At 58.3% G+C, this 25,440-nt stretch carries 33 protein-coding genes, 1 tRNA gene and 3 pseudogenes; 36 read left to right on the forward strand and 1 reads right to left on the reverse strand.

Annotated features, from left to right (window positions below):
* Nucleotides 1-69 precede the first annotated feature (69 nt).
* The 31 genes and pseudogenes from rpsJ to OZX67_RS02550 all read left to right on the forward strand — a co-directional run bounded on the left by rpsJ (nt 70) and on the right by OZX67_RS02550 (nt 17,761).
* Nucleotides 70-378 (forward strand): 30S ribosomal protein S10, encoded by a 309-nt coding sequence (gene rpsJ, locus OZX67_RS02400; protein WP_277143821.1) that lies wholly within the window; start codon nt 70-72, stop codon nt 376-378.
* A 14-nt stretch (nt 379-392) separates the two neighbouring features.
* The gene (gene rplC / locus OZX67_RS02405) at nt 393-1,046 is read left to right on the forward strand and encodes a 50S ribosomal protein L3 (protein ID WP_277143823.1); all 654 of its coding nucleotides are present in this window, start codon (nt 393-395) and stop codon (nt 1,044-1,046) included.
* Nucleotides 1,047-1,052: 6 nt separating this feature from the next.
* Complete coding sequence (rplD, locus tag OZX67_RS02410) at nt 1,053-1,712, forward strand: 50S ribosomal protein L4 (protein ID WP_277143825.1); 660 nt, start codon at nt 1,053-1,055, stop codon at nt 1,710-1,712.
* Nucleotides 1,713-1,717: 5 nt separating this feature from the next.
* Entirely contained in the window at nt 1,718-2,014 is a 297-nt protein-coding gene (rplW, locus tag OZX67_RS02415; RefSeq protein WP_277143827.1) for a 50S ribosomal protein L23, read from the forward strand.
* A 35-nt stretch (nt 2,015-2,049) separates the two neighbouring features.
* Nucleotides 2,050-2,880: a 50S ribosomal protein L2 gene (gene rplB, locus OZX67_RS02420; protein WP_277143829.1), complete on the forward strand. Its 831-nt coding sequence runs from the start codon at nt 2,050-2,052 to the stop codon at nt 2,878-2,880.
* A 14-nt stretch (nt 2,881-2,894) separates the two neighbouring features.
* Nucleotides 2,895-3,173 carry a 30S ribosomal protein S19 gene (gene rpsS / locus OZX67_RS02425; protein WP_277143831.1) on the forward strand — a complete coding sequence of 93 codons (279 nt, stop codon included), beginning with the start codon at nt 2,895-2,897 and terminating at the stop codon, nt 3,171-3,173.
* 15 nt (nt 3,174-3,188) lie between these two features.
* Nucleotides 3,189-3,548, forward strand: a complete 360-nt coding sequence (rplV, locus tag OZX67_RS02430) for a 50S ribosomal protein L22 (protein ID WP_277143833.1) — start codon at nt 3,189-3,191, stop codon at nt 3,546-3,548.
* Nucleotides 3,549-3,550: 2 nt separating this feature from the next.
* Nucleotides 3,551-4,387, forward strand: coding sequence for a 30S ribosomal protein S3 (gene rpsC, locus OZX67_RS02435; protein ID WP_277143836.1), 837 nt, complete (start codon nt 3,551-3,553; stop codon nt 4,385-4,387).
* Between the two features lie 6 nt (nt 4,388-4,393).
* On the forward strand, nt 4,394-4,813 hold the full coding sequence (rplP, locus tag OZX67_RS02440; RefSeq protein ID WP_277143838.1) for a 50S ribosomal protein L16: 420 nt from the start codon (nt 4,394-4,396) through the stop codon (nt 4,811-4,813).
* A complete protein-coding gene (gene rpmC, locus OZX67_RS02445; protein WP_277143840.1) occupies nt 4,813-5,070 on the forward strand; it encodes a 50S ribosomal protein L29 in 258 nt (85 codons plus the stop codon). The genes rplP and rpmC overlap by 1 nt, the downstream gene beginning before the upstream one ends.
* 2 nt (nt 5,071-5,072) lie before the next feature.
* Nucleotides 5,073-5,339, forward strand: coding sequence for a 30S ribosomal protein S17 (rpsQ, locus tag OZX67_RS02450; protein ID WP_277143842.1), 267 nt, complete (start codon nt 5,073-5,075; stop codon nt 5,337-5,339).
* A 71-nt stretch (nt 5,340-5,410) separates the two neighbouring features.
* Nucleotides 5,411-5,779, forward strand: coding sequence for a 50S ribosomal protein L14 (gene rplN, locus OZX67_RS02455; protein ID WP_091847708.1), 369 nt, complete (start codon nt 5,411-5,413; stop codon nt 5,777-5,779).
* A 2-nt stretch (nt 5,780-5,781) separates the two neighbouring features.
* The gene (rplX, locus tag OZX67_RS02460; protein WP_277143846.1) at nt 5,782-6,117 is read left to right on the forward strand and encodes a 50S ribosomal protein L24; all 336 of its coding nucleotides are present in this window, start codon (nt 5,782-5,784) and stop codon (nt 6,115-6,117) included.
* Nucleotides 6,114-6,686: a 50S ribosomal protein L5 gene (gene rplE / locus OZX67_RS02465; RefSeq protein ID WP_277143848.1), complete on the forward strand. Its 573-nt coding sequence runs from the start codon at nt 6,114-6,116 to the stop codon at nt 6,684-6,686. The genes rplX and rplE overlap by 4 nt, the downstream gene beginning before the upstream one ends.
* Nucleotide 6,687: 1 nt before the next feature.
* On the forward strand, nt 6,688-6,873 hold the full coding sequence (locus OZX67_RS02470) for a type Z 30S ribosomal protein S14 (RefSeq protein ID WP_277143851.1): 186 nt from the start codon (nt 6,688-6,690) through the stop codon (nt 6,871-6,873).
* A gap of 89 nt (nt 6,874-6,962) precedes the next feature.
* On the forward strand, nt 6,963-7,361 hold the full coding sequence (rpsH, locus tag OZX67_RS02475; RefSeq protein ID WP_277143853.1) for a 30S ribosomal protein S8: 399 nt from the start codon (nt 6,963-6,965) through the stop codon (nt 7,359-7,361).
* 17 nt (nt 7,362-7,378) lie between these two features.
* The gene (rplF, locus tag OZX67_RS02480) at nt 7,379-7,918 is read left to right on the forward strand and encodes a 50S ribosomal protein L6 (protein WP_277143855.1); all 540 of its coding nucleotides are present in this window, start codon (nt 7,379-7,381) and stop codon (nt 7,916-7,918) included.
* A gap of 1 nt (nt 7,919) precedes the next feature.
* Entirely contained in the window at nt 7,920-8,291 is a 372-nt protein-coding gene (gene rplR / locus OZX67_RS02485; protein ID WP_277143858.1) for a 50S ribosomal protein L18, read from the forward strand.
* Complete coding sequence (rpsE, locus tag OZX67_RS02490; RefSeq protein WP_277143860.1) at nt 8,288-9,058, forward strand: 30S ribosomal protein S5; 771 nt, start codon at nt 8,288-8,290, stop codon at nt 9,056-9,058. The genes rplR and rpsE overlap by 4 nt, the downstream gene beginning before the upstream one ends.
* Nucleotides 9,058-9,237 (forward strand): 50S ribosomal protein L30, encoded by a 180-nt coding sequence (rpmD, locus tag OZX67_RS02495; RefSeq protein WP_277143862.1) that lies wholly within the window; start codon nt 9,058-9,060, stop codon nt 9,235-9,237. The genes rpsE and rpmD overlap by 1 nt, the downstream gene beginning before the upstream one ends.
* Nucleotide 9,238: 1 nt before the next feature.
* Complete coding sequence (rplO, locus tag OZX67_RS02500) at nt 9,239-9,700, forward strand: 50S ribosomal protein L15 (protein WP_277143865.1); 462 nt, start codon at nt 9,239-9,241, stop codon at nt 9,698-9,700.
* Between the two features lie 488 nt (nt 9,701-10,188).
* Nucleotides 10,189-11,520, forward strand: a pseudogene (gene secY, locus OZX67_RS02505) (preprotein translocase subunit SecY); the annotation flags it as partial.
* 408 nt (nt 11,521-11,928) lie between these two features.
* Complete coding sequence (locus OZX67_RS02510) at nt 11,929-12,489, forward strand: adenylate kinase (protein WP_277143867.1); 561 nt, start codon at nt 11,929-11,931, stop codon at nt 12,487-12,489.
* A gap of 212 nt (nt 12,490-12,701) precedes the next feature.
* The gene (gene infA / locus OZX67_RS02515; RefSeq protein WP_003808114.1) at nt 12,702-12,920 is read left to right on the forward strand and encodes a translation initiation factor IF-1; all 219 of its coding nucleotides are present in this window, start codon (nt 12,702-12,704) and stop codon (nt 12,918-12,920) included.
* Between the two features lie 21 nt (nt 12,921-12,941).
* Entirely contained in the window at nt 12,942-13,055 is a 114-nt protein-coding gene (gene rpmJ, locus OZX67_RS02520; RefSeq protein WP_043164480.1) for a 50S ribosomal protein L36, read from the forward strand.
* A gap of 124 nt (nt 13,056-13,179) precedes the next feature.
* Complete coding sequence (gene rpsM, locus OZX67_RS02525) at nt 13,180-13,557, forward strand: 30S ribosomal protein S13 (protein ID WP_277143870.1); 378 nt, start codon at nt 13,180-13,182, stop codon at nt 13,555-13,557.
* 108 nt (nt 13,558-13,665) lie between these two features.
* Complete coding sequence (gene rpsK, locus OZX67_RS02530) at nt 13,666-14,064, forward strand: 30S ribosomal protein S11 (RefSeq protein WP_277143872.1); 399 nt, start codon at nt 13,666-13,668, stop codon at nt 14,062-14,064.
* 79 nt (nt 14,065-14,143) lie between these two features.
* The gene (locus OZX67_RS02535) at nt 14,144-15,139 is read left to right on the forward strand and encodes a DNA-directed RNA polymerase subunit alpha (protein WP_277143874.1); all 996 of its coding nucleotides are present in this window, start codon (nt 14,144-14,146) and stop codon (nt 15,137-15,139) included.
* Nucleotides 15,140-15,240: 101 nt separating this feature from the next.
* On the forward strand, nt 15,241-15,915 hold the full coding sequence (rplQ, locus tag OZX67_RS02540) for a 50S ribosomal protein L17 (RefSeq protein WP_277143876.1): 675 nt from the start codon (nt 15,241-15,243) through the stop codon (nt 15,913-15,915).
* Nucleotides 15,916-16,362: 447 nt separating this feature from the next.
* Nucleotides 16,363-17,601, forward strand: a complete 1,239-nt coding sequence (locus tag OZX67_RS02545; RefSeq protein ID WP_277143878.1) for a tRNA pseudouridine synthase A — start codon at nt 16,363-16,365, stop codon at nt 17,599-17,601.
* A 75-nt stretch (nt 17,602-17,676) separates the two neighbouring features.
* A tRNA-Ser gene (locus OZX67_RS02550) sits at nt 17,677-17,761 on the forward strand.
* 64 nt (nt 17,762-17,825) lie between these two features.
* Here the strand turns inward: OZX67_RS02550 and OZX67_RS02555 are convergent.
* Entirely contained in the window at nt 17,826-18,743 is a 918-nt protein-coding gene (locus OZX67_RS02555; RefSeq protein WP_277143880.1) for a hypothetical protein, read from the reverse strand.
* Between the two features lie 84 nt (nt 18,744-18,827).
* On the opposite strand from OZX67_RS02555, the gene nusA reads away from it, so the two are divergent.
* The 5 genes and pseudogenes from nusA to OZX67_RS02580 all read left to right on the forward strand — a co-directional run bounded on the left by nusA (nt 18,828) and on the right by OZX67_RS02580 (nt 25,419).
* A complete protein-coding gene (gene nusA / locus OZX67_RS02560) occupies nt 18,828-19,895 on the forward strand; it encodes a transcription termination factor NusA (RefSeq protein WP_277143882.1) in 1,068 nt (355 codons plus the stop codon).
* 183 nt (nt 19,896-20,078) lie between these two features.
* Nucleotides 20,079-22,907, forward strand: a pseudogene (gene infB / locus OZX67_RS02565) (translation initiation factor IF-2); the annotation flags it as partial.
* 345 nt (nt 22,908-23,252) lie between these two features.
* Nucleotides 23,253-23,732 carry a 30S ribosome-binding factor RbfA gene (gene rbfA / locus OZX67_RS02570; RefSeq protein WP_277143884.1) on the forward strand — a complete coding sequence of 160 codons (480 nt, stop codon included), beginning with the start codon at nt 23,253-23,255 and terminating at the stop codon, nt 23,730-23,732.
* Nucleotides 23,716-24,003, forward strand: a pseudogene (locus tag OZX67_RS02575) (tRNA pseudouridine(55) synthase TruB); the annotation flags it as partial. The gene rbfA and the pseudogene OZX67_RS02575, both read left to right, overlap by 17 nt.
* Nucleotides 24,004-24,018: 15 nt before the next feature.
* Nucleotides 24,019-25,419, forward strand: a complete 1,401-nt coding sequence (locus tag OZX67_RS02580) for a hypothetical protein (RefSeq protein WP_348519619.1) — start codon at nt 24,019-24,021, stop codon at nt 25,417-25,419.
* Nucleotides 25,420-25,440 lie beyond the last annotated feature (21 nt).

Consider the following 25,440-nt stretch of genomic DNA (forward strand, 5'->3'; position numbering starts at 1 on the left):
GGGGTCTTACGCGCCGGTGTCCTTAAATGGGTTGGTAATGTCAACAATCGCTAGAAAGGGCGGACGGCAATGGCGGGACAGAAAATCCGCATCAGGCTTAAGTCCTATGACCATGAGGTCATCGACCAATCGGCGAAGAAAATCGTCGAGACGGTCACGAACGCGGGTGCCACTGTGGTGGGCCCGGTTCCTCTGCCTACTGAGAAGAACGTCTTTGTGGTAATTCGTTCTCCTCATAAATACAAGGATTCTCGCGAGCAATTCGAGATGCGCACTCATAAGCGCCTCATCGACATCGTGGACCCGACCCCCAAGGCCGTGGATTCACTGATGCATATCGATTTGCCTGCGGATGTCAATATCGAGATCAAGCTGTAAAGGAGGGGAGAAGCATGTCGTTGCAGAAAGCAAATCGTTCTGCACTGCTGGGCCGCAAGCTCGGTATGTCGCAGGTTTGGGACGAACAAGGTTTCTTCGTTCCCGTGACGCTCGTAGATGTGTCCACCAATGTGGTCACTTGCGTCAAGACCGAAGAGAGCGACGGCTACAAGGCCGTTCAGCTCGGCTACGGTCAGATTGATCCCACTAAGGTGACTAAGCCCATGGCTGGTCATTTCGCGAAGGCGGGCGTTACCCCGCGTCGTCACCTGGTCGAGGTCCGTACGGACAACGTCGACGAGTTCAAGCCCGGTCAGGAACTGACCGCCGACTTGTTCGCCGATGGTTCGGAAGTGGATGTCACCGGTACGACCAAGGGCAAGGGCTTCGCCGGAACCATCAAGCGTTGGGGCTTCAAGTCCTATCGTCGTACTCACGGCTCTCACAAGAACGAGCGTCGCCCCGGCTCTGTCGGTGCATGCGCTACGCCGAGCCGTATCTTGAAGGGCAAGCGTATGGCCGGTCGTATGGGCCATGTCACTTCCACCGTGCAGAACCTTCAGGTCGTTTCCTCCGATAAGGAGAACGGCGTCATCGCCATCAAGGGCGCTCTTCCAGGGCCCAAGGGTGGCATCGTTCTGCTTCGTTCGGCTGTGAAGGGAGCCTGATAAATCATGGCAAAAGTAACACTCAATGTCACCGACGCCAAGGGCAAGTCTGCTGGCACCGTTGAGGCGCCGGTCGAGATCTTCGGCATCTCCAATGAAGAGGTCGAGGCTCACGTTCCGCTGATTCATCAGGTTGTCACCGCTCAGCTCGCTGCTGCTCGTCAGGGCACGCACGCGGTCAAGAACCGTGGAGCTGTTTCCGGTGGCGGCAAGAAGCCGTGGAAGCAGAAGGGCACCGGTCGCGCTCGTCAGGGCTCGATCCGCGCTCCTCAGTGGGTTCATGGTGGTATCGCTCACGGCCCGGTGCCGCGCGATTACTCCCAGCGCACTCCCAAGAAGATGAAGGCCGGCGCTCTGCGCTATGTGCTTTCTAACCGTGCGAACGCCGGTCGCGTCGCTGTCGTCGACTTTGGCATCAAGGACACTCCGTCCACCAAGGCCGCAGTTGCAGCGCTCACCCCGGTAAGCCAGAACGAGTTCACGACTGTTGTGCTTTCGCGCGACAACGTCAACGAGTGGCTTTCCGTTCGCAACATCCCGACGGTGCATGTACTCTTCGCAGATCAGCTCAACACCTACGATGTGGTTACCGCTCAGTATGTCGTCTTCAGCAAGGAAGGCTTCGATGCCTTCGTCGCCGCCAAGACTGAGCCCAAGGAGGCCTGAACGATATGGTAGCTATTCACAATCCCGCCCACGATGTCATCATCAAGCCGGTAGTCTCCGAAAAGAGCTATGCCGCAGGTGACCGTGGTCAGTACACTTTCGTGGTCGCTCCTGATGCCAACAAGGTTCAGATCAAGCAGGCCGTCGAAAAAATCTTCAATGTCAAGGTGACGAACGTCAACACCCTCAACCGCGCCGGCAAGCGCCAGCGCACTCGCACCGGATTCGGTCAGCGCGTCAATCAGAAGCGCGCGATCGTCACGGTCGCCGAGGGCCAGTCGATCGACATCTTCGGCAACTGAAGCAATAGCCGAAAAAGTCAAAGGAAGAACTAATTATGGCTATCCGCGTTTATAAGCCGACGACTCCGGGCCGCCGCAACGCGTCTGTGTCGGATTTCTCCGACCTCACGCGCTCCACGCCTGAAAAGTCGCTGGTACGCAAACTCAACAGCACCGGCGGTCGTAACTCTTACGGCCGTGTCACCTCCCGCCATCGCGGCGGCGGCCACAAGCGCCAGTACCGTCTCATCGATTTCAAGCGTTGGGACAAGGACGGCGTGTCTGCCAAGGTTGCTGAGATCGAATATGATCCGAACCGCTCCGCCCGTATCGCCCTCCTGCACTATGCAGACGGCGAGAAGCGCTACATCGTAGCTCCGAAGGGCGTCAAGCAGGGTGACGTCATCGAGACCGGCGAAAATGCCGATATCAAGCCTGGCAACAATCTGCCGCTGCGCAATATCCCTACCGGTACGATCGTCCACGCCATTGAGCTCCGTCCTCTGGGCGGCGCCAAGATCGCGCGCTCCGCTGGTGCAGGCGTTCAGCTTGTCGCCAAGGACGGCGCTTACGCCCAGCTGCGTATGCCGTCCGGAGAAATCCGCAACGTCGATGCACGCTGCCGCGCAACCGTCGGTGAGGTCGGCAACTCCGATCACGCCAACGTGCAGCTCGGCAAGGCTGGTCGCGCCCGCTGGATGGGCAAGCGCCCGATCACCCGTGGTGAGTCCATGAACCCGGTCGACCACCCGCATGGTGGTACCACTCGCGGTGGTAAGCCGCCAGTGTCGCCGTGGGGCAAGGGCGAAGTTCGTACTCGCCGTCCGAAGAAGGCTTCGAACAAGATGATTGTTCGTCGTCGTCCCAATGGCAAGAACCGTAAGTAAGGAGCGTCGAATAGATGTCACGTAGCATCAAGAAGGGCCCCTTCGTCGACGCCCATTTACAGAAGAAAGTCGACGAACAGAACGAGAAGGGCACGAAGAACGTCATCAAGACGTGGTCGCGCCGTTCGATGATCACCCCGGACTTCATCGGTCACACCTTCGCTGTGCATGATGGTCGCAAGCATGTCCCGGTCTTCGTGACCGAAGCCATGGTCGGCCACAAGCTCGGTGAATTCGCACCGACCAAGACCTTCCGTGGTCATGTTCATGACGACAAAAAAGCTCGCCGCTAAAGGAAGAGAAAGATTATGGAAGCTAAAGCAATCGCACGTCACGTCCGTGTGACGCCGCGCAAGGCTCGCCGCATGGTCGACCTCATCCGAGGCAAAAAAGTGAGCGAAGCCGTCACCATCCTGAAATTCGCCCCGCAGGACGCCTCTGAGCCAGTGCTCAAGGTTCTGCAGAGCGCCACCGCGAACGCACGCGTCAAGGCCGACAAGGCCGGCGAGGCGTTCCGTGAGAACGACCTGTATGTGAAAGAGACCTATGTGGACGAAGGCGTGACGCTCAAGCGTTTCCGTGCTCGTGCACAAGGCCGCGCCGGACGCATCAACAAGCGCACCAGCCACATCACCGTCGTTGTCGCCAGCAAGGAAGGAGCCCGCTAAAGATGGGTCAGAAGATCAATCCGTTAGGCTACCGCCTGGGTATCACTGAAGACCACCGTTCGAAGTGGTTCTCCGATTCCAACAAGCCTGGTGAGCGTTACAGCGACTTCGTCCTCGAGGACGACAAGATTCGCAAGGCCATGAACAAGGACCTCGAGCGTGCAGGCGTGTCCCGCATCATCATCGAGCGCACCCGTGACCGCGTGCGTGTGGACATCCACACCGCCCGCCCGGGCATTGTCATCGGCCGTCGTGGAGCAGAGGCCGAACGTGTTCGCGCCAAGCTCGAGAAGATTACGGGCAAGCAGGTTCAGCTCAACATCTTCGAAGTCAAGAACGCCGCTCTGGACGCCCAGCTTGTCGCTCAGTCCATCGCCGAGCAGCTGACCAACCGTGTCACGTTCCGTCGTGCCATGCGCAAGGCTCAGCAGGACGCGATGCGCGCTGGCGCCAAGGGTATCCGCATCAAGCTCTCCGGTCGCCTTGGAGGCGCCGAGATGAGCCGTTCCGAGTTCTATCGTGAGGGTCGCGTTCCGCTGCAGACCCTTCGCGCTCTGATTGATTACGGTTTCTTCGAAGCCCGTACGACCTATGGCCGTATCGGTGTGAAGGTCTGGATCTACAAGGGCGACATGACCGAACGTCAGTTCGATGAGCAGCAGGCCCAGCAGGACAACAACCGTGGCCGTCGTGGCGATCGTCGCCCGCGTCGTGGTGGTCGTCCCTCCGGTGCTCGCGGTTCCAAGCCAGCAGAAGCCAAGGCCCCGCAGGCCGCGGCCGCACCGGCTGCCGAACCCGCAGCAGCCGCAGCACCTGCCGCCTCGGAAGCAAAGGAGTGAGCAGATATGCTTATCCCAAAGAGGACTAAGTACCGTAAACAGCAGCGTCCGAAGCGTCGCGGCATGTCCAAGGGCGGCAACGAGATCGCGTTCGGCGATTATGGCATCCAGGCTCTGGCCCCTGCCTATATCTCCAACCGTCAGATCGAGGCTGCTCGTATCGCCATGACCCGCTACATCAAGCGTGGCGGTCGTGTGTGGATCACGATCTTCCCTGATCGTCCTTTGACCAAGCACGCGCTCGGAAGCCGAATGGGTTCCGGCAAGGGCACCCCGGAGTCTTGGATCGCCAACGTGCATCCCGGACGCGTGATGTTCGAAATCGGCGGCGTCGACGAGGCAACCGCGAAGGAAGCCCTTCGCCGCGCCATCGACAAGCTGCCGATGAAGTGCCGCATTATCGCACGTGAAGGCGGTGACATCTGATGGCAGTCGGAACAGCAGACTACAGCATCAAGAATCTCAACGAGAAGACCAATGACGAAATCGAGGGCTTCCTCAAGAAGTCCAAGGAAGAGCTCTTCAACCTGCGCTTCCAGAACGCCACCGGTCAGCTTGACAACTCCGCAAGGCTCAAGGCCGTGAAGCACGATATCGCCAGGATGTACACCGTCCTGCGCGAACGTGAACTCGGCATCAGCCAGGAGCCTGAGTCGGGCGACACGAAGACTGAGGAGAAGTAAGCATGGCTGAAAAGCAAGAGCGCAACTTCCGCAAGACTCGTAGCGGTTACGTCGTGTCCGACGCAATGGACAAGACCATCACCGTCGAGCTCGAGCAGCGTTCGACCCACCCCCTGTATGGCAAGGTCGTTCGTTCCACTCGTAAGGTCAAGGTTCATGACGAGCACAACGACGCCCACAACGGCGACTTCGTGCGTATCATGGAAACCCGGCCTTTGAGCAAGACCAAGCGTTGGCGTCTCGACTCCATCGTCGAACGCGCCAAGTAACAAGTTCGGCAAGGCTCCGCTGCTCACCTTCACGGGTGGCAGGGGAGAACCAGCGCGGCTAAGGAGAATCAATGATTCAGCAGGAAACGCGGCTTCATGTCGCCGACAACACGGGTGCCAAGGAGATCTTGGCCATCCGAGTGCTCGGCGGATCGAAGCGACGCTATGCCGGCATCGGCGACGTGATCGTCGCCTCCGTCAAGGACGCGATCCCTGGCGGGTCGGTCAAGAAGGGCGACGTGGTCAAGGCCGTTGTCGTCCGTACGGTAAAAGAGCATCGTCGCAAAGACGGCTCATACATCAAGTTCGACGAGAACGCTGCGGTTATTCTTGGCTCCGGCCATGAGCCCAAGGGCACTCGTATCTTCGGACCGGTCGGACGTGAACTGCGCGACAAGCGCTTCATGAAGATCGTGTCCCTCGCCCCGGAGGTGATCTGAAGATGGTAGCCAAGATCAAGACCGGCGACCAGGTCAAGGTCATTCGCGGCAAGGATCGCGGCAAGGAAGGCAAAGTCACCAAGGTGCTTGCCAACGACCGTCTGATCGTTGAGGGCGTGCAGATCGTCAAGAAGCACGTCCGCGCCACCCAGCAGGGCCAGCAGTCCGGCATCGTCTCCGTTGAGGCGCCGATTCATCGCTCCAATGTGATGGTCATCGACCCGGAGACCAAGGAACCGACCCGCGTTGGCGTCAAGGTCACGACCAAAGCCCAGGACGGCAAGGTCAAGACCGTGCGCACCCGCATCGCCAAGAAATCAGGAAAGGAGCTGGCATGAGCGATACAACAGTCGAAGCGCCGGCAACACCGCGCCTGAAGCAGCAGTACATCGACAAGATCGTGCCTGAGCTCGAGAAGGAATTCAAGTATTCCAACCCGATGCAGGTCGCCAAGGTCAAGAAGGTCGTCGTCTCCATGGGCGTCGGCGCCGCGGCCCGCGACTCCAAGCTCATCGAGGGCGCCGTCAGCGACCTCACCGCGATCACTGGCCAGAAGCCGAAGATCACCAAGGCCAAGAAGTCCGTCGCGCAGTTCCATCTGCGTGAAGGCCAGGCCATTGGCGCATACGTGACGCTTCGCGGCGACCGCATGTGGGAGTTCCTCGACAGGCTGCTCGTTCTTGCTCTGCCGCGTATCCGCGATTTCCGCGGCATCAGCGACAAGCAATTCGATGGCCAGGGCAACTACAACTTCGGTCTCACCGAGCAGTCCATGTTCCACGAGATCGATCCTGACGCGATCGATCATCAGCGTGGTATGGATATCACCGTGGTGACCAGCACCAAGGATGACAAGGAAGCTCGGGCACTGCTCAAGCACCTTGGCTTCCCCTTCAAGGAGAACTGAAATGGCAAAAACCGCTCTTAGAAACAAGGCTGCTGCCAAACCAAAGTTCAAGGTGCGCGCCTATACGCGCTGCCAGGTTTGCGGCCGTCCCCACTCCGTATATCGCAAGTTCGGCCTGTGCCGCATCTGCCTTCGCGAGAAGGCTCATCGTGGCGAGCTGCCCGGAGTTACGAAGTCCAGTTGGTAAACATCGACGCTGAAGGTCCTCGGCCGGGGCAGGTTTAAAAATACCTGCTCCGGCGGAGGAAACCACGGCGAGAAAGGGCGTTAGCCCACATGACAATGACAGATCCAATCGCAGACATGCTTACGCGTCTGCGTAATGCGAGTGCGGCGAAGCATGAGACCGTTTCCATGCCGTACTCCAAGTTCAAGGCGGCGATCGCCGAGATCCTCAAGCGCGAAGGCTATATCAAGGACTTTGCAGCTACGGATGCTCGCGTCGGCCAGAACCTTGAGATCACGCTGAAGTACGGTCCCAATGGCGAGCGTGCCATTCAGGGCATCAAGCGCATCTCGAAGCCCGGCCTGCGTCGCTATGCGAAGTCGGACGCACTGCCGATGCCACTCGGTGGCATGGGTGTCGCGATTATTTCGACCAGTGCAGGATTGTTGACCCAGAAAGATTGCCTCGACCGGGGCATCGGCGGCGAGATCGTCGCCTTCGTTTGGTGAGAAAGGAGAGCTAAAACATGGCATCACATATTGGTAAGCTCCCCGTCACCATTCCGGCAGGCGTGGAAGTCAAGATCGACGGACAGAACTTCAGCGTCAAAGGCGCCAAGGGTTCTGATTCCTACACTATTCCCGACGGCATCACCGCTCGCGTCGAAGACAACACCATTTACTTCGAACCGGTCGATGATCAGCTGCAGACCCGTGCAGACCACGGTCTGGCCCGTTCCATCGTCGCTTCGATGGTTCAGGGCGTGCACGACGGATTCAGCAAGACGCTGGACATCGTCGGCACCGGTTACCGTGCGCAGATGAAGGGCAAGGGCATTGAGTTCTCGCTCGGCTATTCGCACACCATCACCGTCAACCCGCCCGAAGGCATCACCTTCGAGCTGCCGAACGCCAACCAGGTGGTCGTCAAGGGCACAGACAAGCAGGCGGTCGGTCAGGCCGCGGCCAACATCCGTGCGCTTCGCAAGCCGGAACCCTACAAGGGCAAGGGCATCAAGTACTCCGACGAACACATCCTGCGCAAGGCTGGAAAGGCTGGTAAGTGATATGACAGTCAAGATTTTCGGTAAAAGCAAGAAAGTCGCAAGGCTTCGTCGTCACGCTCGTCTGCGCAAGCACATCAGCGGCACCGCAGAGCGTCCACGTCTCGTCGTCACCCGTTCGAACCGCCACATGGTCGCGCAGATCGTCGACGACACCAAGGGCGTCACTTTGGTCAGCGAGTCCACCATCACCCATGATTTCGATGGGTTCAAGGGCACCAAGACCGAAGCCGCACAGAAGGTCGGCGAGCTGATTGCCAAGAAGGCCAAGGACGCGGGCATTGATTCCGTCGTCTTCGACCGTGGCGGCAACAAGTATCATGGTCGCGTCGCAGCCGTTGCTGAAGGCGCCCGTCAGGGAGGTCTTGCACTGTGAGCGACAACGAAAAGGAAACCCAAGTGACTGAAGAAAATCAGAACACGCAGGCGTCCAACGACAACAAGCAAGGTCAGCGCAACGACGATCGTCGCGGTTCACGCCGTGGCGGACGTGGCGAAGGCCGCGGTGAAGGCCGTCGAGGAGATCGTCGCGGTGAACGCCGTGGCCGTCGCGAGGAAAATCGTGGCGACGAGCTGCTCGATCGCGTCGTGACCATCAACCGTGTTTCCAAGACCCGTAAGGGTGGCCGTAGCATGAGCTTCGCCGCTCTCGTGGTGGTCGGAGACGGCAACGGCACCGTCGGTGTTGGCTACGGCAAGTCCCGTGAGGTTCCTGCCGCCATCGCCAAGGGCCAGCTTGACGCCAAGAAGCACATGTTCACCGTTCCGCGCGTTCGCGGCACCGTGACCCACCCGGTCATCGGTCATGACGCGGCAGGCACCGTTCTGCTTCGTCCCGCCGCTCCCGGTACCGGTGTAATCGCCGGCGGCGCTGTCCGCGCCGTCATGGAGTGCGCAGGCATCTCCGATATTCTCACCAAGTCCATGGGCAGCGCCACTGCGGTCAACGTGGTTCGCGCCACCGTGGATGCCCTGAAGCAGCTCGAGGAGCCGGAAGAGATCGCGGCACGCCGTGGCTTGACCGTTGAGGAAGTCGCTCCCGACACCCTGCTCCGTGCTCGTGCCGAAGGCATCGCCGAGGCCCGCAAGGCCCGTGAGGATGCCAAGGCCGAGGCCGAACAAGCCAAGGATGGTGAAGAGTAATGGCAGATCTGAAGATCACACTTACCAAAGGTCTGGTCAACCGCAAGCCCGATCAGCGCGCCACCGTGCGTACGCTCGGCCTGCACAAGATCGGTCAGACGGTTGTCCGTGAAGACACCCCTGCAACCCGCGGTCTGATCAATGCGGTTCGCCACTTGGTCACGGTTGAGGAGGCCTGATATGGCAAAGCAAGAAGAAAACACGATTTTGCAGATGCACGATCTGCGTCCCGCTCCGGGTGCCAAGAAGAACCGCATCCGCGTGGGCCGTGGTGAAGGTTCCAAGGGTAAGACCTCGGGACGTGGCGCCAAGGGCACGCTGAAGCGTTATCAGGTTCGTCCTGGCTTCGAAGGCGGCCAGCTGCCTCTCTACATGCGCCTGCCGAAGCTTCGCGGCTTCAAGAGCCCCTTCAAGCAGGAGTTCCAGGTCGTCAACGTCTCCGCTCTCTCCAAGCTGTTCCCGAAGGGTGGAGAGGTCACTGTCGCCGATCTCGTCAAGGCCGGTGCGGTTCGCGCCGGATACCCTGTCAAGGTTCTGGGCGACGGTGAGACCAAGGTTGCGTTCACGCTCAAGGGTGTGAAGGCTTCCAAGTCCGCCAAGGCCAAGATTGAGGCTGCAGGCGGCTCCATTTCCGAAGAGTAATTCGGATGTCTGTAATGTGAGCCTCAATGGTTCGCATACATGGTGGTCCTTTTCGCGTCAGCGAAGAGGACCACTTGCTTTGGGCATATCCGCCAACGCAACGAACGCATCTTCCGACCGTGTGCCAAACAGGAATCTAAGCGCAAAATAGGCCAATAATAGTGCTTGAAATCCTACATAAGCTGTTGATGGGATTCCAAGCATAAAGCAGGCCGGAATTGATGCTTGAAATCTCAAAATGGATCAAATTCAAGGAACCTTGGCACGGGCAGGTTGATAATCCGGTTTTTGAATCCGTGTCTGCTCAATGTGGCATTGCGTACTGAAGTAGGCAGGTTACCTCGAAAGCGGATAATCCTTCGAAATTGATATAAGTTTATCATTTGTCGGAGTGGTGCGCGTTATTTGGTAGACGCTTGACGCTAAGATTATCGCTTAGTGTGTTTGCATCGGTACACCAGATGTACCGAATAGGGAAGGAAATCCAGGTGAGGACGTTAATCCAGGCCCTGAAGACGAAGGAACTTCGCCATAAGATCCTCTTCGTGCTCGGCATCATTGTCATCTACCGCATCGGTTCGTTCATACCGACCCCGGGAGTGGACTACAAGGTGGTCCAGCAATGCGTCGGTACCATGAAGACGGCCCAGGAGAACTTCGTGGGGTTGGTCAACCTCTTCTCCGGCGGCGCCATGCTGCAGCTTTCGATCTTTGCATTGGGCGTGATGCCGTACATTACGGCCTCCATCGTCATCCAGCTGCTGCGTGTGGTCATTCCCCGTTTCGCAGCGTTGCACAAGGAAGGTCAGTCCGGCGAGACCAAGCTGACGCAGTACACGCGTTATCTCACCATCGGTCTGGCGATCCTGCAGTCCACCACCATTCTGGTCACCGCCCGTTCCGGCGCGCTCTTCAACTACCAGTGCGGTCAGGTCGTTCCCGATGGCTCGGTATGGAACCTCGTGGTCATGGTCCTGATCATGACCGGCGGTACCGGCCTCATCATGTGGATGGCTGAATTGATCACCGACAAGGGCATCGGCCAGGGCATGTCCGTCTTGATCTTCATGTCCATCTGCTCCGGCTTCCTGCCGCAGCTTTGGCAGATCGGCTGGGGCACCAACGGCAAGAACGGCAACTGGACTTACTTCGGCATCGTCGTCGCGGTCCTCGTCGTCATTCTCATCTTCGTCGATTTCGTCGAACTCGCTCAGCGCCGTATCCCGGTGCAGTATACGCGTCGTATGATCGGCCGCAAGATGTATGGCGGTTCCTCCACCTATCTTCCGCTGAAGATCAACATGTCCGGCGTCATCCCGCCGATCTTCGCCTCCTCGATTCTGGCGATTCCTACGTTGATCGCACAGTTCGGCAAGCCCGAGCAGAAGTGGGTCAAGTGGATCAACACCAACCTGGCCAACACGACTTCCATTTGGTATATCGCGCTTTACGCTGTGATGATCGTGTTCTTCTGCTTCTTCTACACGTCGATCACCTTTGACCCGGACGAAACGGCAGACAACATGAAGCAGTATGGCGGCTTCATCCCCGGTATCCGTGCCGGTAGCGCCACCAGCCGTTACCTGAGCTATGTGATGAACAGGCTCAACACGGTCGGCGCCGTCTACCTGCTCTTCGTAGCGTTGATTCCGACGATGCTCATCATGATGCTGAAGCTCAACAACAAGCTTCCGTTCGGCGGCACGACCATCCTGATTATCGCGGGCGTCGGTCTCGATACCCTTCGTCAGGCCAAGGCCCAGACCGAGCAGTTCCAGTACACCGGCTTCCTGCTTGAAGATACCGATCATATCGAAGGCGAGGACGTCAAGGCGTCCAAGAAGTCCAAGAAAGCCTCGACCGCGGTTGTCGAAAGCGTGGAGACCGTCAGCGAGGATACCCAATCCGAGGTAGCTGAGAAGGAATCCGACAAGAGCGAGGAAACCACGGATACCGCAGTAACCGAAACCCCTGAGACCACGAAAGCTACGAACACTGATTCCGCTGATTCGGCTACGCAAAACGACGAATCAATGCAAGAGGATTCCGACGCTGGCAAGAAGGCCTCCGACGACGAAACTGATAACGATACCGACAAGTCCGAGTGACCATATTCGTTCGGTTTGTTGATAACAGGTTTAGAAAATAATAATGAATGATGCTCATCTGTTCTTAGAAGCGGATGGGCATCATTTGCTACATGCACAAACAAAGAAAGTAGAAGCAACATGCGTCTATTGATTATGGGCCCGCAAGGGGTGGGCAAGGGAACTCAGGCCAAGCTGATTGCTGAGCACTACGGCATTCCGCACATTTCCACCGGCGATATCTTCCGCTACAACATGAAGAACAACACTCCGCTGGGGCAGGAGGCCAAGAGCTATACCGACAAGGGTCAGCTCGTCCCCGACGAACTGACCAACAAGATCGTCAAGGATCGTTTGGCCATGGACGATGCCAAAAACGGCTGGATTCTTGACGGCTATCCGCGCAACGCGGCCCAGGTCGAGGCGCTCGACAAGATGCTCGAAGAGCTCGGCACCCCGCTCGACAAGGTGGTGGCGCTCGATGCCGACCGCGACATCCTCATGAAGCGCATCGCCAAGCGAGCCGCCGAAGAGGGCCGTGCCGATGACAACGCCGAAGCCATCGCCCAGAGGCTCAAGACCTATGATGAGGAGACCGCACCGCTGCTCGACACTTACAAGTCCCGTGGTTGCCTGGTGCCGATTGATGGCGAAGGGGATATCGACGACATCTCCAAGACCATCTTCGACGCTTTGGATTGATGGGAATTCCGCAGTTTGTTTTCGTTGGATTTCTGAAATGCGGTTCTGATACGCAATCAGACAAGTAACGTCTAAAATCTCCATTACCACAAGTAGGGATTGAATGCAACACGCCGTGTCGCATTTGGTCCCTGCTTTTGTTATAGTAAGAAGTTGGTGTGTTTTCGGATGCGCCATAAATGTAATATCAGCCAAAGAACGGAATGAGGCTCATGGCTAAAGACGGTGTGATTGAAGTTGAAGGTCAGGTAGTGGAAGCACTGCCGAACGCGATGTTTCGCGTCGAACTTGAAAACAAGCACATCGTGCTGGCCACAATCTCGGGCAAGATGCGCAAGAACTATATTCGTATCCTCCCGCAGGACCGTGTGGTCCTCGAAATGAGCCCTTACGACCTGAACCGCGGCCGTATTACGTACCGTTATAAGTAAAGGTACAAGAAAAGGAAAACCATGAAGGTCAGCCCTAGTGTGAAGAGGATCTGCGAGAATTGCCGCGTGATCCGTCGTCACGGTCGCGTCATGGTGATCTGCTCCAACCCGCGCCACAAGCAGCGTCAAGGCTGAGCGGAAAACCTCCGACCAGAAAAGGTACTGAGTCGCAGCGTTAAGCTGAACCCCGGGTACGTAGGCCCGAGCCGGAAAACCGGATGACTTGGTACAAACCTACGGAAACATAGAAGGAATCGCAATGGCACGTCTTGCCGGAGTCGACATCCCCAATGAGAAGCGCATCGAGATCGCCCTCACCTATATCTTTGGTGTCGGCCGTACTCGCGCGAAGGAAACGCTTGCCGCAACCGGTGTGAATCCGGATACCCGCGTCAAGGATCTGAGCGACGAGCAGCTTATTACGCTGCGTGACTATCTTGAGGCCAACTACAAGATTGAAGGCGATCTGCGTCGTGAAGTCGATGCGGATATTCGTCGTAAGATTCAGATCAACTGCTATCAGGGCCAGCGTCACCGCCATGGTCTGCCTGTGCGCGGTCAGCGCACCAAGACCAACGCCCGTACCCGCAAGGGCCCGAAGCGTACCGTCGCTGGAAAGAAAAAGGCCGTTAAGTAATTAGGCCTCAAGCAGTTATGAAGAGGGACGGGGCGTCGCTGATAGTTTTGCTTACGTTCCAGGCTCTTCGTGACGTAGGAATCATTCGTAATTAGGAAACGAGGATCAATGGCAGCTGCAAAGCAAGCCGTGCGCAAGCCGCGTCGCCGTGACCGCAAGTCGGTACCGGTCGGTCAAGCGCACATCAAGTCCACTTTCAATAACACCATCATCTCCATCACGGACCCCTCGGGCGCAGTCGTGGCCTGGGCTTCCGGTGGCGATGTCGGTTTCAAGGGCTCACGTAAGTCCACTCCGTATGCCGCAGGCATGGCCGCTGAATCCGCCGCCCGCAAGGCACAGGAGCACGGCGTCAAGAAGGTTGACGTCTACGTCAAGGGCCCGGGCAGCGGTCGTGAAACCGCCATCCGCTCCCTGCAGTCCGCAGGTCTTGAGGTCGGTTCCATCACCGACGTCACCCCGCAGGCCCATAACGGTGTGCGCCCTCCGAAGCGCCGCCGCGTCTGAAGCACTTCATTTAACCATCCGTCCAACCCGCTTATGACCAGTGAGTGCACCACCGATCAGAAGCTGAAAGGATAACACAGTGCTTATTGCACAGCGTCCGCAACTTACTGAGGAATCACTGAATCCGCAGCGTTCTCGTTTTACCATCGAGCCGCTTGAGCCCGGATTCGGCTACACGCTCGGTAATTCGTTGCGTCGTACCCTGTTGAGCTCCATTCCCGGAGCGGCAGTCACTTCCGTGCGTATCTCCGGTGCCCTGCATGAGTTCACCACTCTGCCCGGTGTCGAGGAGGATGTCACCGAAATCCTGCTCAATATCAAGGGAATCGTGCTCACCAGCGAATATGACGAACCGGTTGTCATGTATCTGCGTAAAAGCGGCAAGGGCGAGGCCACCGCGGGGGACATCACCCCTCCGGCCGGCGTCACCATCGCCAACCCGGATATGCATATCGCCACCCTCGCCGAAGACGGCGAACTCGAGATCGAGTTCACTGTCGAGCGCGGCCGCGGCTATGTGCCGGCGCAGATGAACAAGCAGGACGGCGACGAGATCGGCCGTATTCCGGTCGATTCCATTTATTCGCCCGTTCTCAAGGTGAGCTACAAGGTCGAGGCGACCCGTGTTGAACAGCGCACGGACTTCGACAAGCTCATCCTCGATGTGGAGACCAAGCCGGCGATTTCGCCGCGCGATGCCGTCGCATCCGCCGGTTCCACTTTGGTTGAGCTCTTCGGCCTGTGCCGCGAACTCAACACGCAAGCGGAAGGCGTCGAGGTCGGCCCGGCTCCGGTTGAAGAAGAAGTCAACCCGGAGATGTCGATTCCGATCGAGGAACTCAATCTCACCCAGCGCAGCTACAACTGCCTGAAGCGCGAAGGTATTCACACCGTCGGTGAGTTGGTGTCCCACACCGAGCAGGACTTGCTCGATATCCGTAATTTCGGTATGAAGTCGATCGATGAGGTCAAGGAGAAGCTCGAAAGCATGGGTCTCTCGCTGAAGGCCTCGCCGCTGGGCTTCGATACCAACAACCTTGAAGGTGGCACTTTCTTCTCGCCTGAAGACGAGTAAGAGCAGATAGCGCCAACTTCATTTTAAGCTTCGGTATCCGTTCGGATGTTCGGGCGTATGCCCACCTGAACGGGGTAATTCCGGGGCGTTAAGGAGTAATAATGCCTACACCTAGAAAAGGGCCGCACCTGGCTTCAAGCCCGGCTCATGAGCGTCTGATGCTCGCGAACATGGCCACTAGCCTGTTCGAGCACGGCCGCATCGTCACCACGCTGCCTAAGGCCAAGCGCCTCCGCCCCGTGGCCGAGCGCCTCATCACCTTCGCCAAGCGCGGGGATCTGGCCAGCCGTCGTCGCGTGATGCGCGTCATCCGCAACAAGTCCATCGTGCACAAGCTCTTCACCGAGATCGCCGAGCAGATGAAGCAGCGTGAGGGTGGCTACACCCGCATCGTCAAGATTGCCCCGTCCAAGGGCAACAACGCGCCGCGCGCCATCATCGAGCTCGTCACCGAACCGGTGAGCGCCAAGGAATCCGTGGTCAAGGAAGCCGAGGCTTCCGCTGCCGTCGCCGCCGACAAGGCTGCGGTCGAAGAGGCCGAAGCCAAGGTTCAGAAGGACACGGCCGAGACCGCCAAGACCAAGACGGACAAGGCCGTTGACGAGGCTGAAACCAAGGAGACTGAGGCCAACGCCGATGTCGCCGCCGACAAGGCTGAGGTCAAGAAGACCGAAGCCAAGGACGCCGATAAGGCTGCCAAGGCCAAGAAGCCGGCTGCGAAGAAGGCTCCTGCGAAGAAGCCCGCCGCCAAGAAGGCTGACAAGGAAGAGAAGTGAGTCGTTAGATTCGCTGAATTCTTATACAAGAAGGTCGGAGATGTAAGTCTCCGGCCTTCTTGCATATGTGCACGGAGCCGTGCCCCATATCGCCCATGTTTTCGTGCCAAGAACCGGTCGCTCGTGCCGCATAAGTTACATTTTCGCTTGGAGAACATTCGGGAAGTGGCAGGAGTGACCGATTTGTAGTACAAGTGGCTGTAGTCGGTCTCGGGATGAGCCGACTAGTGGCCGGGAATTATAGTTGTGCCGTTTGCCTTGACTGTTAGTCCTGGACTCGCGAGGAAAATCAGGTTTTCTCGTGCGCTTTCCTGATTTTCATCGCTTGTTCAATCGAACATTCGAGTAAACTCACGATTCCGCCTCCATTTCCTTGATTTTCATCGCATCTTTGGTTTAGGAGTTTTGCAAACCAGTGCGGCACGTATACTGGGTATACTGGCAACGATGAGACTACGAATTGACTTGGCATACGACGGCGGTGGCTTCCATGGCTGGGCGAAGCAACCCGGCCTGCGCACCGTGCAAGGGGTCGTAGAGACCGCGCTGCACACCGTTCTGCGTGTGCCGGCCGACGATGCCGACGAACCCTTGCGGTTGGTGGTCGCCGGACGCACCGACACCGGCGTGCACGCCGCCCACCAGGTCTGCCACTTGGACGTGGGGGAGCAGACGCTTGAGCGTTGCGTGGGGCATATGGAAGTGTCGCCTATCGAGGCGTTGCGTCGCCGTCTGGCTCATGATCTGCCGGATGATATTTCTTTGCACAACGTGCAAGTCGCCCCGGTTGGTTTCGACGCGCGTTTTTCGGCTCTGGAACGTACGTATGTCTACCGGATTGCAGATGGGGAACGACCGGCCGATCCACGGTTGCGTAGCTTCGTATGGAACATTGAAGACGTGCTTGACATTCCTGCAATGAACGAAGCCGCAGCGATGACCATCGGTCTGCACGATTTCGGCTCCTTCGCCACCCCGAACCCAGGCGGCACCACCATTCGCGAGGTCAAGCAGGCGGTGTGGCGGCGTGTGCCTGTAATGGGCATGTATGGCGGTGCCATTGGCTCCTATAACGATTCCTGGACTGTCTCTGCATCCGATCAGAGATTGAGTGGACAAAACGAGTATATAAATTCGAACGCGAACGAGACTTCTTCTGCCGTTTCGTCTTATAAAGTGGACAATGTCACTTCTGTTCGGAGCGGCAGTAATGAATCCATGGAAACGGGATCGGTTGCCGATGATGGCGTGAACGGACCCGATAGCCGAGAAATCGGTGATTCGATGATCGGTGAAGCTGCGGAGATGAAATCCAATGCAGCTGCGGGTATGAATGCTATACAGTCCATGAATTCCGTGATTGTCGAAGGCTCCAAGTGCAATTCCGAAGAACCCCAAGCCTACGTCGTTCCGTCGCTCGAATCCGGACTGGTATGCTTCACCATCGTGGCCGACGCTTTCGCGCACAACATGGTGCGTTCGCTGGTCAACGCGTGCGTGCAGGTCGGCCGGCACCGCAAGTCTCTGGATTGGTTCGCGCAGAAAATGGCCAATCCGGTGCGTGAAGGCTCGACAGGCCCGATAGCCGCCTGCGGCCTGACGCTGGAACACGTCGCCTATCCGCCGGACGACGAGTTAGCGAGCCGAGCTGCCTCGATCCGTGCCCGCCGTACATTGCCGGAATAATGATGTGCGCCACGCCCGGTTGCGATGGTGGGCACGTTGTCTTATACTAGAAAAGTTGCGTTTTGCGCAGCACATGGATAAGTGTCCGAGCGGTCTAAGGAGCACGCCTCGAAAGCGTGTGAGGAGAAATCCTCCGCGAGTTCGAATCTCGCCTTATCCGCCCTAAGCCTCTGGAATTTCGGTTCTGGAGGCGTTTTCATATCTGAAACAGCCGCGTGCCAACCCTACTCGTACAAAGCTGCGTCGAAAGCCGGATATCCGAGCGACAATGCCAGATAAATACGCGAAGAAATCAGATCGGCCAGCACGGCCAGGGATTTGCCGCTGCTTTTGCTTCTTCGATTTTTCGAGGCGATGCCACTGCCGGAAGATGAGTCATCGGTTTTGTTGTTTGAGACCGGCAATGCCTGCGAAAGGGCGGCGAGCGATTCGCGGGCGCAATCCATCTCCACGACGGCCACTGTGGAAGCCTGCAACCCGGTGCTCGGGTCGGTAATGGTGTCGGGATGGGCGAGAAGATTCGCCACGTCGTAGACCTTCTCGCGTGGGTCGTTGGGTGCGCCGGTGTCACCGGCCTCTTTGGTCTCAAGCGAGATGAGACGCGAGGCTATGGCCTTGTGATCGTCGCTTAACTGCAGGGTGGCATGACTCACATCTTTTGCGGCGAGGACTTGGATTTCAAAGCCTGCACGGTCTTCTGCCAAAGCCAGCGAAGCAAGGGTATCGTTGCTCACACGCAAGGCGACGATATCGTCAAGATTCGCCACCGCCGCGTTCGGATGCGTCGGTTCGGCTTCTACAAGCGGCGAAAGGCTCTGTTGCTGCCACTGCATCTGCGCGCTTTTCATGGTGTATACGCTGAACTGCGAGGGGCAGAGTGTTGCCGCTTCACGCCAGGATTTCACGGCGTTGCCGGCCGAGAGGTAACGGTCGATGAACGGATAGCCGGCGACAGAATGGGAATTGGATGAAACAGCATTGGTATATGCGGTTTTGCAAGGCCCAGCGGACTCGATCGGAGACTCGATTCTCGGCGCGTTGCAGGCGGCAAGAGGCGCGATAAAAGCGGCGATGGCAACCCCAGGAAAGACACGCCGTCTTAGGAAATTGCGCAAAGAGGAAAAAATACGACGTGTCTGCATAAAACACTAGAATACTGAATGATTATGACTTAATGGAGCTTTGAACGGCTCGACAGATAATTTCATATAGGAGGTCTTGCGACCATGGAACTGGACCTGACAGGTATTCATCAGCTCGCGGCGGGGCAGGGAATCGATTCTGAAACACTTGACAACGCACTTTCTGAAGCGTTGCTATTGGCTTACAGCAAAACACCACATGCGGCGAAGCACGCCCGCGTCGAACTCGACGACCGTGCCGGCACCTTCACCATCTGGGCAAGGGATGAAAAGCCCGTGGAACCCACCGAGGAGGACCCGCACCCGCGCCCTGAACTGGGCGAGGAATACGACGACACCCCGCATGATTTTGGGCGTCTGGCGGCTTCTACGGCCCGACAGGTGATTCGTCAGCTCTTCCGCGATGCGGAGGACGAGCGTGTGCTCGGCGCCTTCGCCGGCCAGAAGGGCAAGCTCATCACCGGTGTCATCCAGCAGGATACGAAGGATCCGGCCAATGTGCATGTCGCGGTGGGCGACGTCGAGGCGATTCTGCCCAAGCGTGAGCAGGTGCCTGGCGAGCATTATCGCCATGGCGACCGTCTGCGCGTCTATGTCGTCACTGTCGGACGTGGCCTGAAGGGCCCCGAAATCGTCGTGTCTCGTTCACACCCGGAACTCGTGCGCAAGCTTTTCGAACGTGAGGTGCCCGAGCTGGTTTCCGGCGCGGTTTCGATCATGGCCATCGCCCGCGAGGCCGGTGCCCGCACCAAGATTGCCGTTCGTGCCAACACCGAAGGCGTCAACCCCAAGGGTGCCCTGATCGGCCCCGGCGGCGCTCGCGTTCGCGCGGTGATGGAGAATCTCGGACCGGAGAAGATCGACATCGTCGATTGGTCGAAGGACCCGGCCAAGTTCGTCGGCTCGGCGCTTTCGCCGGCCGTTGCCACCGGCGTCGATATCGTCAGCGAGAAGAACAAGACGGCCATCGCCTATATCCACGACGACCAGCTTTCGCTTGCCATCGGCAAGGAAGGCCAGAACGCGCGTCTTGCCGCCAAACTCACCGGTTGGAAGATCGGCATCGAGTCCAGCGAGGCGCACGCAGCGGCACAGGCACAGGCTGCTGCAAAAGCCGCCGAAGATGGCAAAACGGCAGGAAACGAACAATAGTCTGCAATCCAGCATCACGAGTATGCTGGATTAAAGCAATCCGAATGCAGGCACGCAGTGTGCCTGCATGTCGGCGGAGACGAGGTAACACAATCATGGTCGCACGATGAGTCTGGGTAAGCTCGCCGTAACAATACATTGACCGTGCATGTACGCGCGGTCACAATAGTAGGAGAAAACTGAGTGGCAAAACAGCGCGTATATGAACTCGCTAAAGAGTTTGGCGTAGATAGCAAAGCCGTCCTTCAAAAGTTGAAGGACATGGGGGAATTCGTCAAATCCGCATCCTCTACAGTGGAAGCACCGGTCGTTCGCAAATTGCGGGCCGCCTTCCCACAAAATAATGATTCCGGGGCCGGCAGCGCTCCGGCAAAATCCAAGTCTTCCGCTCACAATGCCAAACCGGCCAGCAGCCATCAGCGCCAAGGCGCAAGTGCAGCGAAGCCGGGCGAACAGTCTCGCTCGCATTTCCCTGCCAAACCAGGCCTTGGCTCGCATCACGAATCTTCTCGTGGTGAGCAGACCCACGGTTCACGCCATGAGGGCGGCAACCGTGAATATGAGGGCGGCCGCTCTCGCAATGAGCACGGCGGACGCGACCATGGACGTCGTCAGGGCGGTATGCCCGGTCCGCGTAACGGCCAGCGTTTCGGTGGAAACAACGGGGGTATGAGGTCGGGCGCGAATGGCTCGCGCAACGGTGGCTCGCCTCGTCCCGGCAACGGTGGCGCACAGCCCACCCCGCATTCCCAGCACGCCGGTTCCGGGCCTCGTCCGGGCAATAATCCGTTCAGCCGCAAGCAAGGCATGCATGTGCCTATGCCCAGCGGCATCCCGCGTCCGCATCCCATGGCTCGTCCCACGGTCAACAACGGCCGTGGCGGCCGTAATGGCGGAGGACGCAATGGCGGCCGCGGTGGATTCCGCAATGGGCGTTCGGAGCAAGGCGCAAGGCCAGGGCAGTGGGGCCACAATCGTCCCGGCCAGGGCCAGGGCGAATCCCAAGGTCGCGGCGGCAACCGCTTCGGTGGTGGCGGCTACCAGGGCGGTGGCCCGTCCCGTGGCGGCGGTCGCGGTCGCGGCGGCGCTGCAGGCGCATTCGGCCGTCAGGGAGGCAAGTCCTCAAGGGCGCGAAAGAACAGGCTCGCGAAACGTCGTGATTACGAGGAGATCAAAGCTCCTACCATCGGCGGCGTACGCATTCCTGCCGGCAACGGTCAGACCATCAAGCTGCGTCAAGGCGCAACCTTGGCCGACCTCGCCGAAAAGATCAACGTCAATCCCGCCGCTTTGGTGACGGTCATGTTCCACTTGGGCGAGATGGTCACGGCCACCCAGTCCCTTGACGAAACGACCTTCCAGATTCTGGGCGAGGAAATCGGTTGGAATATCAAGATTGTTTCCTCCGAGGAGGAAGACAAGGAAATCCTCCAGCAGTTCGACATCAATTTGGATGAAGAAGAGCTGCAGGATGATAAGGATCTCAAGCCGCGTCCGCCGGTGGTCACCGTCATGGGCCACGTCGACCACGGCAAGACCCGCCTGCTCGATACCATCCGTAAGACCAACGTGTCTGCGCGTGAGGCCGGCGGCATCACCCAGCGTATCGGCGCTTATCAGGTCACGGTCAATCTCGAAGACAAGCCACGCAAGATCACCTTCCTCGATACCCCTGGCCACGAGGCGTTCACCGCCATGCGTGCCCGTGGTGCCGAGCTTACGGATATCGCGGTTCTGGTCGTCGCGGCCGATGACGGTGTGATGCCGCAGACGGTCGAGGCCATCAACCACGCCCAAGCGGCCAAGGTGCCGATTGTCGTGGCAGTCAACAAGATCGATGTTCCCGGCGCAAACCCCGAAAAGGTGCGCGGCCAGTTGACCGAATTCGGCCTGGTTCCCGAAGAGTACGGCGGCGACACCATGTTCGTCGATATCTCGGCAAAGCAGGGCACGAACGTCGACAAGCTGCTTGAAGCGATTCTTCTGACCGCCGACGCGGAACTGGACCTTAAGGCCAACCCCGACATGGACGCGCGTGGCGCGACCGTCGAGGCAAGGCTCGACAAGGGCCGTGGCGCCGTGGCGACCGTGCTGGTGCAGCAGGGCACGCTTCATGTGGGCGACGCCATTGTGGCCGGTACTTCCTATGGCCGCGTGCGTGCGATGCTCAACGAGGACGGCAAGCAGATGAAGGCCGCAGAGCCTTCCACACCTGTCCAGGTGCTGGGCTTGACCTCCGTGCCGAGCGCCGGCGACCTCTTCCTGGTCGCTCCAGACGACCGCACCGCCCGCCAGATTGCCGAAAAGCGTCAGGCCTCCGAACGTGCGGCCCAGCTAGCCAAGCGTCGCAAGGTCGTTTCGCTGGAAAGCCTCAAGGAGCAGTTCGCCAAGTCCGAGGTCGACATGCTCAACATCGTCATCAAGGGCGATTCCTCCGGTTCCGTCGAGGCGCTGGAAGATTCCCTGATGAAGATCGAGGTATCCGACGAGGTCGGCATCCAGGTCATCCACCGCGGCGTCGGCGCGATCACCCAGAACGATGTCAACCTGGCAAGCGTGGACAAGGCCGTCATCATCGGCTTCAACGTCCGCCCGAACCGTCAGGTCGCGGATCTCGCCGAGCGCGAGGGCGTGGAGATCAAGTACTACTCCATCATCTACAAGGCGATCGAAGACATCGAGGCATCCCTCAAGGGCATGCTCAAGCCGGAATACGAAGAGGTCACCACCTCCCATTCCGAGATCCGCCAGATCTTCCGTTCCTCCAAGTTCGGCAACATCGCCGGCGTCATGGTCCAGGACGGCGAGGTCAAGCGTGGCACCAAGGCGCGCATCCTGCGCAACGGGGTCACCACGGTCAACGATCTCGAGATCTCCTCGCTGCGTCGTTTCAAGGACGATGTGCAGTCCGTGAAGGAAGGCTACGAGGCCGGTATCAACTTGGGCAACTTCAACGACATTCAGGAAGGCGACATCATCGAGACCTTCGAGATGAAGGAGATCGAGCGCAAGGATGGCCAGACTTCAAAGAAGGATGACAAGGATTCCGACAAGACTTCCGGCAAGTCCGACGATGCCAAGGGCGAGCTTAAGGCCGCCAAGGCGCCGAAGGCCGATTCCAAGAAGAACTGAATAAGTCGGGCTGATTGAGTCAGACCGAACTGATTTGAGCGTTAGTCGCCCGTCGCGCCGTTAGTTGTGCGCGGCGGGCGACAGCGTTATGTGGCCGGTATCGTGTGGCCGGAAAGGGAACGTATCCTTTCCGTTAGAGTAGAAATAATCACCCCAGAAACACGTATTCTTATACATCGGTATCATGAAACGTAACAGTTAGAGTAAGCAATAAAAGGAAACGTTATGGCAGGAACCAATCCACGGGCCGCGCGTATCGCGGCGTTGATCCAGCGTGTCATCGCCTCGTCGATGGAACGCACTTTGCATGACAAACGTCTGAACGGCGTCACCATTACCGACGTGCGCGTTACCGGCGATTTGCAGATTGCCCGCGTTTACTGGACCCAGCTCGGCCAGGAGGGTAAGGCCGAGGGGGAGCGCAAGCGTGCCGAACAGGCACTCAAGCAGGCTACGGGCAGGCTCCGTTCGTTGGTTGGTGCGAAGGCCGGGTTGCGACTGACCCCGCAGCTACAGTTCATCTACGACGAGGTGCCAAGCGAGGCGCACGAAATCGAGGACATTCTGGTCACCGCGCACAAGCGTGACGAGGAGCTCGACAAAGCCCGTGAAACCGCGAAATACGCAGGCGACGAGAATCCGTACGTCGAGCCGCGCAAGAAGAAGACCGCCGCCGATTTTGAGGATGATGGTGTCGAAGAGTAAGCAGCCTGAACTTTCCGGGCTTCTGGTGGTCGACAAGCCGCTCGGCGTGACCAGCCACGACGTGGTGGCGGCCGTGCGTGGGGAACTGCACATGCGTCGCGTCGGCCACGCGGGCACGCTAGACCCGCAGGCTTCGGGGGTATTGGTCATCGGTTTCGGCCACGGCACGCGGCTCTTGAACTACATCGTTGACCACACGAAGACCTACGAGGCCACCATCCGTCTCGGCCAGTCCAGTACCACCGATGATTCCGAAGGCGAGATAACCACGGTTGCGCCGGTAAGGTTGGCGGATGATGCCAAAGCTGAGGTTACAGAAGTTGCCCCAATGGAATTGGCGAATAATCCCGGCAACGGTATTAAGGCGTGTAAAAAAAGCAATAGCCGATTCACGTCAAACGACGAGCATGATTTTAATAGATCTCACCAGTCGTCTTCTCAAGCGAAAGCTGCGGATGACCTGTCGCTGCCCCTCGATAGCGGGGTGACTTGTGATAAGGATTCCGACAAAGTACATATACTGACGCTTCAACAAATCGAACAGACTATCAAGGACCATTTGACAGGTGATATCGAGCAGGTGCCGAGTTCCTATTCTGCGGTTCGTGTCAATGGCCGGCATGCTTACGAGCTGGCTCGGCAGGGGAAAGCTGTGGAACTGGACGCGCGTCCGGTCACCATCAGCGAGTTCGCCGTCTTGGGCGCTCGCAATGTCGAGGCGAGTTATGCGGCTGAAAACGGCAAGGATACCGAAGAAAAGACGGGGTATTCCGAGACGTTAAGCAGGAATATTTCCGGTGTCGAGTGTGAGGGAAATCCGTATGCTGCTAGCAATTCTGAAACAATGGGTGAGCCTGCAGAGGCCGTCAATGGGGTGAAGAAATCGAAAGCGGCTGAGCCATCAATTTCATTAGTTGGCACAGAGCATCACACTTCTGCCGTTCAAGATGTTCTTACTGCCCCGGTAGCTAGTAAGACTTCCGTCGTGGACGTGGACGTGCGTATCAGCTGCTCGACGGGAACCTACATCCGTTCACTCGGGCGCGATTTGGGGGAGCTTCTAGGGGTCGGTGGTTATCTGACGAAGCTGCGTCGCACGAGGGTCGGCAAGTTCGATCTGGCCGATCCGCAGCTGGCAAACCGTGTGGTCACGGCGCATGCCAAGCCGCACACGTTCACCAATCGCGAAGGCGTGACGCTGACCTTGAACAAGGCTGTGCTGGATGTCGATGCCGACGAGCTGAAACGTCGCTCGCTGACGATGTTCGAGGCCGCGCAGCGCACGATGCCGGTTATCCCGATTACGCAACATGATGCGGCCGAGCTGCGTTACGGCCGCCGCCTGAAGATGAATCTGGATCAGGCCGTTGATAAGGCTTTCGAAACCGTTGAGGCAAGCAGTGGGGAGTCCGCGCAGCTAAGTGGTCGGCAGGCCGTTGATGAAGCTTTCGGCACCGCTGGATCCGGCAGTGACACGGCCAAAATCGCAAAGTCCGACAGCGAGGTTGTGCCCGCCGAAGGCCCTGCGTTCCAGGTTCGGTTTGCCGCCGCCTACGTTCCTGAAACCGGCGAGGTCGTCGCGATTCTGGAGCCGGCCAATGACAGTGAGCTGAAATCCGCGGTAGTGTTTCCGCCGGTGAAGGTAAAGCCTCAAGAAAAGGGGCTTTCGCACATGCGGCACGGCTGATAAAATGGCTTCCGGCAAACA

The organism is Bifidobacterium sp. ESL0728 (assembly GCF_029392015.1).
Classification (GTDB): Bacteria; Actinomycetota; Actinomycetes; order Actinomycetales; family Bifidobacteriaceae; genus Bifidobacterium.

What these genes read in the sequence shown, in the direction of transcription:
- rplD (WP_277143825.1), top strand. Translation starts at nt 1,053, where the DNA reads ATGGCAAAAGTAACACTCAATGTCACCGACGCCAAGGGCAAGTCTGCT.
- rpsK (WP_277143872.1), top strand. Translation starts at nt 13,666, where the DNA reads ATGGCAGCTGCAAAGCAAGCCGTGCGCAAGCCGCGTCGCCGTGACCGC.
- rplP (WP_277143838.1), top strand. Translation starts at nt 4,394, where the DNA reads ATGCTTATCCCAAAGAGGACTAAGTACCGTAAACAGCAGCGTCCGAAG.
- rplR (WP_277143858.1), top strand. Translation starts at nt 7,920, where the DNA reads ATGACAGTCAAGATTTTCGGTAAAAGCAAGAAAGTCGCAAGGCTTCGT.
- rplV (WP_277143833.1), top strand. Translation starts at nt 3,189, where the DNA reads ATGGAAGCTAAAGCAATCGCACGTCACGTCCGTGTGACGCCGCGCAAG.
- rpmC (WP_277143840.1), top strand. Translation starts at nt 4,813, where the DNA reads ATGGCAGTCGGAACAGCAGACTACAGCATCAAGAATCTCAACGAGAAG.
- OZX67_RS02545 (WP_277143878.1), top strand. Translation starts at nt 16,363, where the DNA reads ATGAGACTACGAATTGACTTGGCATACGACGGCGGTGGCTTCCATGGC.
- rpsM (WP_277143870.1), top strand. Translation starts at nt 13,180, where the DNA reads ATGGCACGTCTTGCCGGAGTCGACATCCCCAATGAGAAGCGCATCGAG.
- rplB (WP_277143829.1), top strand. Translation starts at nt 2,050, where the DNA reads ATGGCTATCCGCGTTTATAAGCCGACGACTCCGGGCCGCCGCAACGCG.
- rpsH (WP_277143853.1), top strand. Translation starts at nt 6,963, where the DNA reads ATGACAATGACAGATCCAATCGCAGACATGCTTACGCGTCTGCGTAAT.
- rbfA (WP_277143884.1), top strand. Translation starts at nt 23,253, where the DNA reads ATGGCAGGAACCAATCCACGGGCCGCGCGTATCGCGGCGTTGATCCAG.
- OZX67_RS02510 (WP_277143867.1), top strand. Translation starts at nt 11,929, where the DNA reads ATGCGTCTATTGATTATGGGCCCGCAAGGGGTGGGCAAGGGAACTCAG.
- rplO (WP_277143865.1), top strand. Translation starts at nt 9,239, where the DNA reads ATGGCAAAGCAAGAAGAAAACACGATTTTGCAGATGCACGATCTGCGT.
- rpsC (WP_277143836.1), top strand. Translation starts at nt 3,551, where the DNA reads ATGGGTCAGAAGATCAATCCGTTAGGCTACCGCCTGGGTATCACTGAA.
- infA (WP_003808114.1), top strand. Translation starts at nt 12,702, where the DNA reads ATGGCTAAAGACGGTGTGATTGAAGTTGAAGGTCAGGTAGTGGAAGCA.
- rpsQ (WP_277143842.1), top strand. Translation starts at nt 5,073, where the DNA reads ATGGCTGAAAAGCAAGAGCGCAACTTCCGCAAGACTCGTAGCGGTTAC.
- rplQ (WP_277143876.1), top strand. Translation starts at nt 15,241, where the DNA reads ATGCCTACACCTAGAAAAGGGCCGCACCTGGCTTCAAGCCCGGCTCAT.
- rplE (WP_277143848.1), top strand. Translation starts at nt 6,114, where the DNA reads ATGAGCGATACAACAGTCGAAGCGCCGGCAACACCGCGCCTGAAGCAG.
- rpsJ (WP_277143821.1), top strand. Translation starts at nt 70, where the DNA reads ATGGCGGGACAGAAAATCCGCATCAGGCTTAAGTCCTATGACCATGAG.
- nusA (WP_277143882.1), top strand. Translation starts at nt 18,828, where the DNA reads ATGGAACTGGACCTGACAGGTATTCATCAGCTCGCGGCGGGGCAGGGA.
- OZX67_RS02555 (WP_277143880.1), bottom strand. Translation starts at nt 18,743, where the DNA reads ATGCAGACACGTCGTATTTTTTCCTCTTTGCGCAATTTCCTAAGACGG.
- rplW (WP_277143827.1), top strand. Translation starts at nt 1,718, where the DNA reads ATGGTAGCTATTCACAATCCCGCCCACGATGTCATCATCAAGCCGGTA.
- rplC (WP_277143823.1), top strand. Translation starts at nt 393, where the DNA reads ATGTCGTTGCAGAAAGCAAATCGTTCTGCACTGCTGGGCCGCAAGCTC.
- rplX (WP_277143846.1), top strand. Translation starts at nt 5,782, where the DNA reads ATGGTAGCCAAGATCAAGACCGGCGACCAGGTCAAGGTCATTCGCGGC.
- rpsS (WP_277143831.1), top strand. Translation starts at nt 2,895, where the DNA reads ATGTCACGTAGCATCAAGAAGGGCCCCTTCGTCGACGCCCATTTACAG.
- OZX67_RS02470 (WP_277143851.1), top strand. Translation starts at nt 6,688, where the DNA reads ATGGCAAAAACCGCTCTTAGAAACAAGGCTGCTGCCAAACCAAAGTTC.
- rplF (WP_277143855.1), top strand. Translation starts at nt 7,379, where the DNA reads ATGGCATCACATATTGGTAAGCTCCCCGTCACCATTCCGGCAGGCGTG.
- rpmJ (WP_043164480.1), top strand. Translation starts at nt 12,942, where the DNA reads ATGAAGGTCAGCCCTAGTGTGAAGAGGATCTGCGAGAATTGCCGCGTG.
- rpmD (WP_277143862.1), top strand. Translation starts at nt 9,058, where the DNA reads ATGGCAGATCTGAAGATCACACTTACCAAAGGTCTGGTCAACCGCAAG.
- rplN (WP_091847708.1), top strand. Translation starts at nt 5,411, where the DNA reads ATGATTCAGCAGGAAACGCGGCTTCATGTCGCCGACAACACGGGTGCC.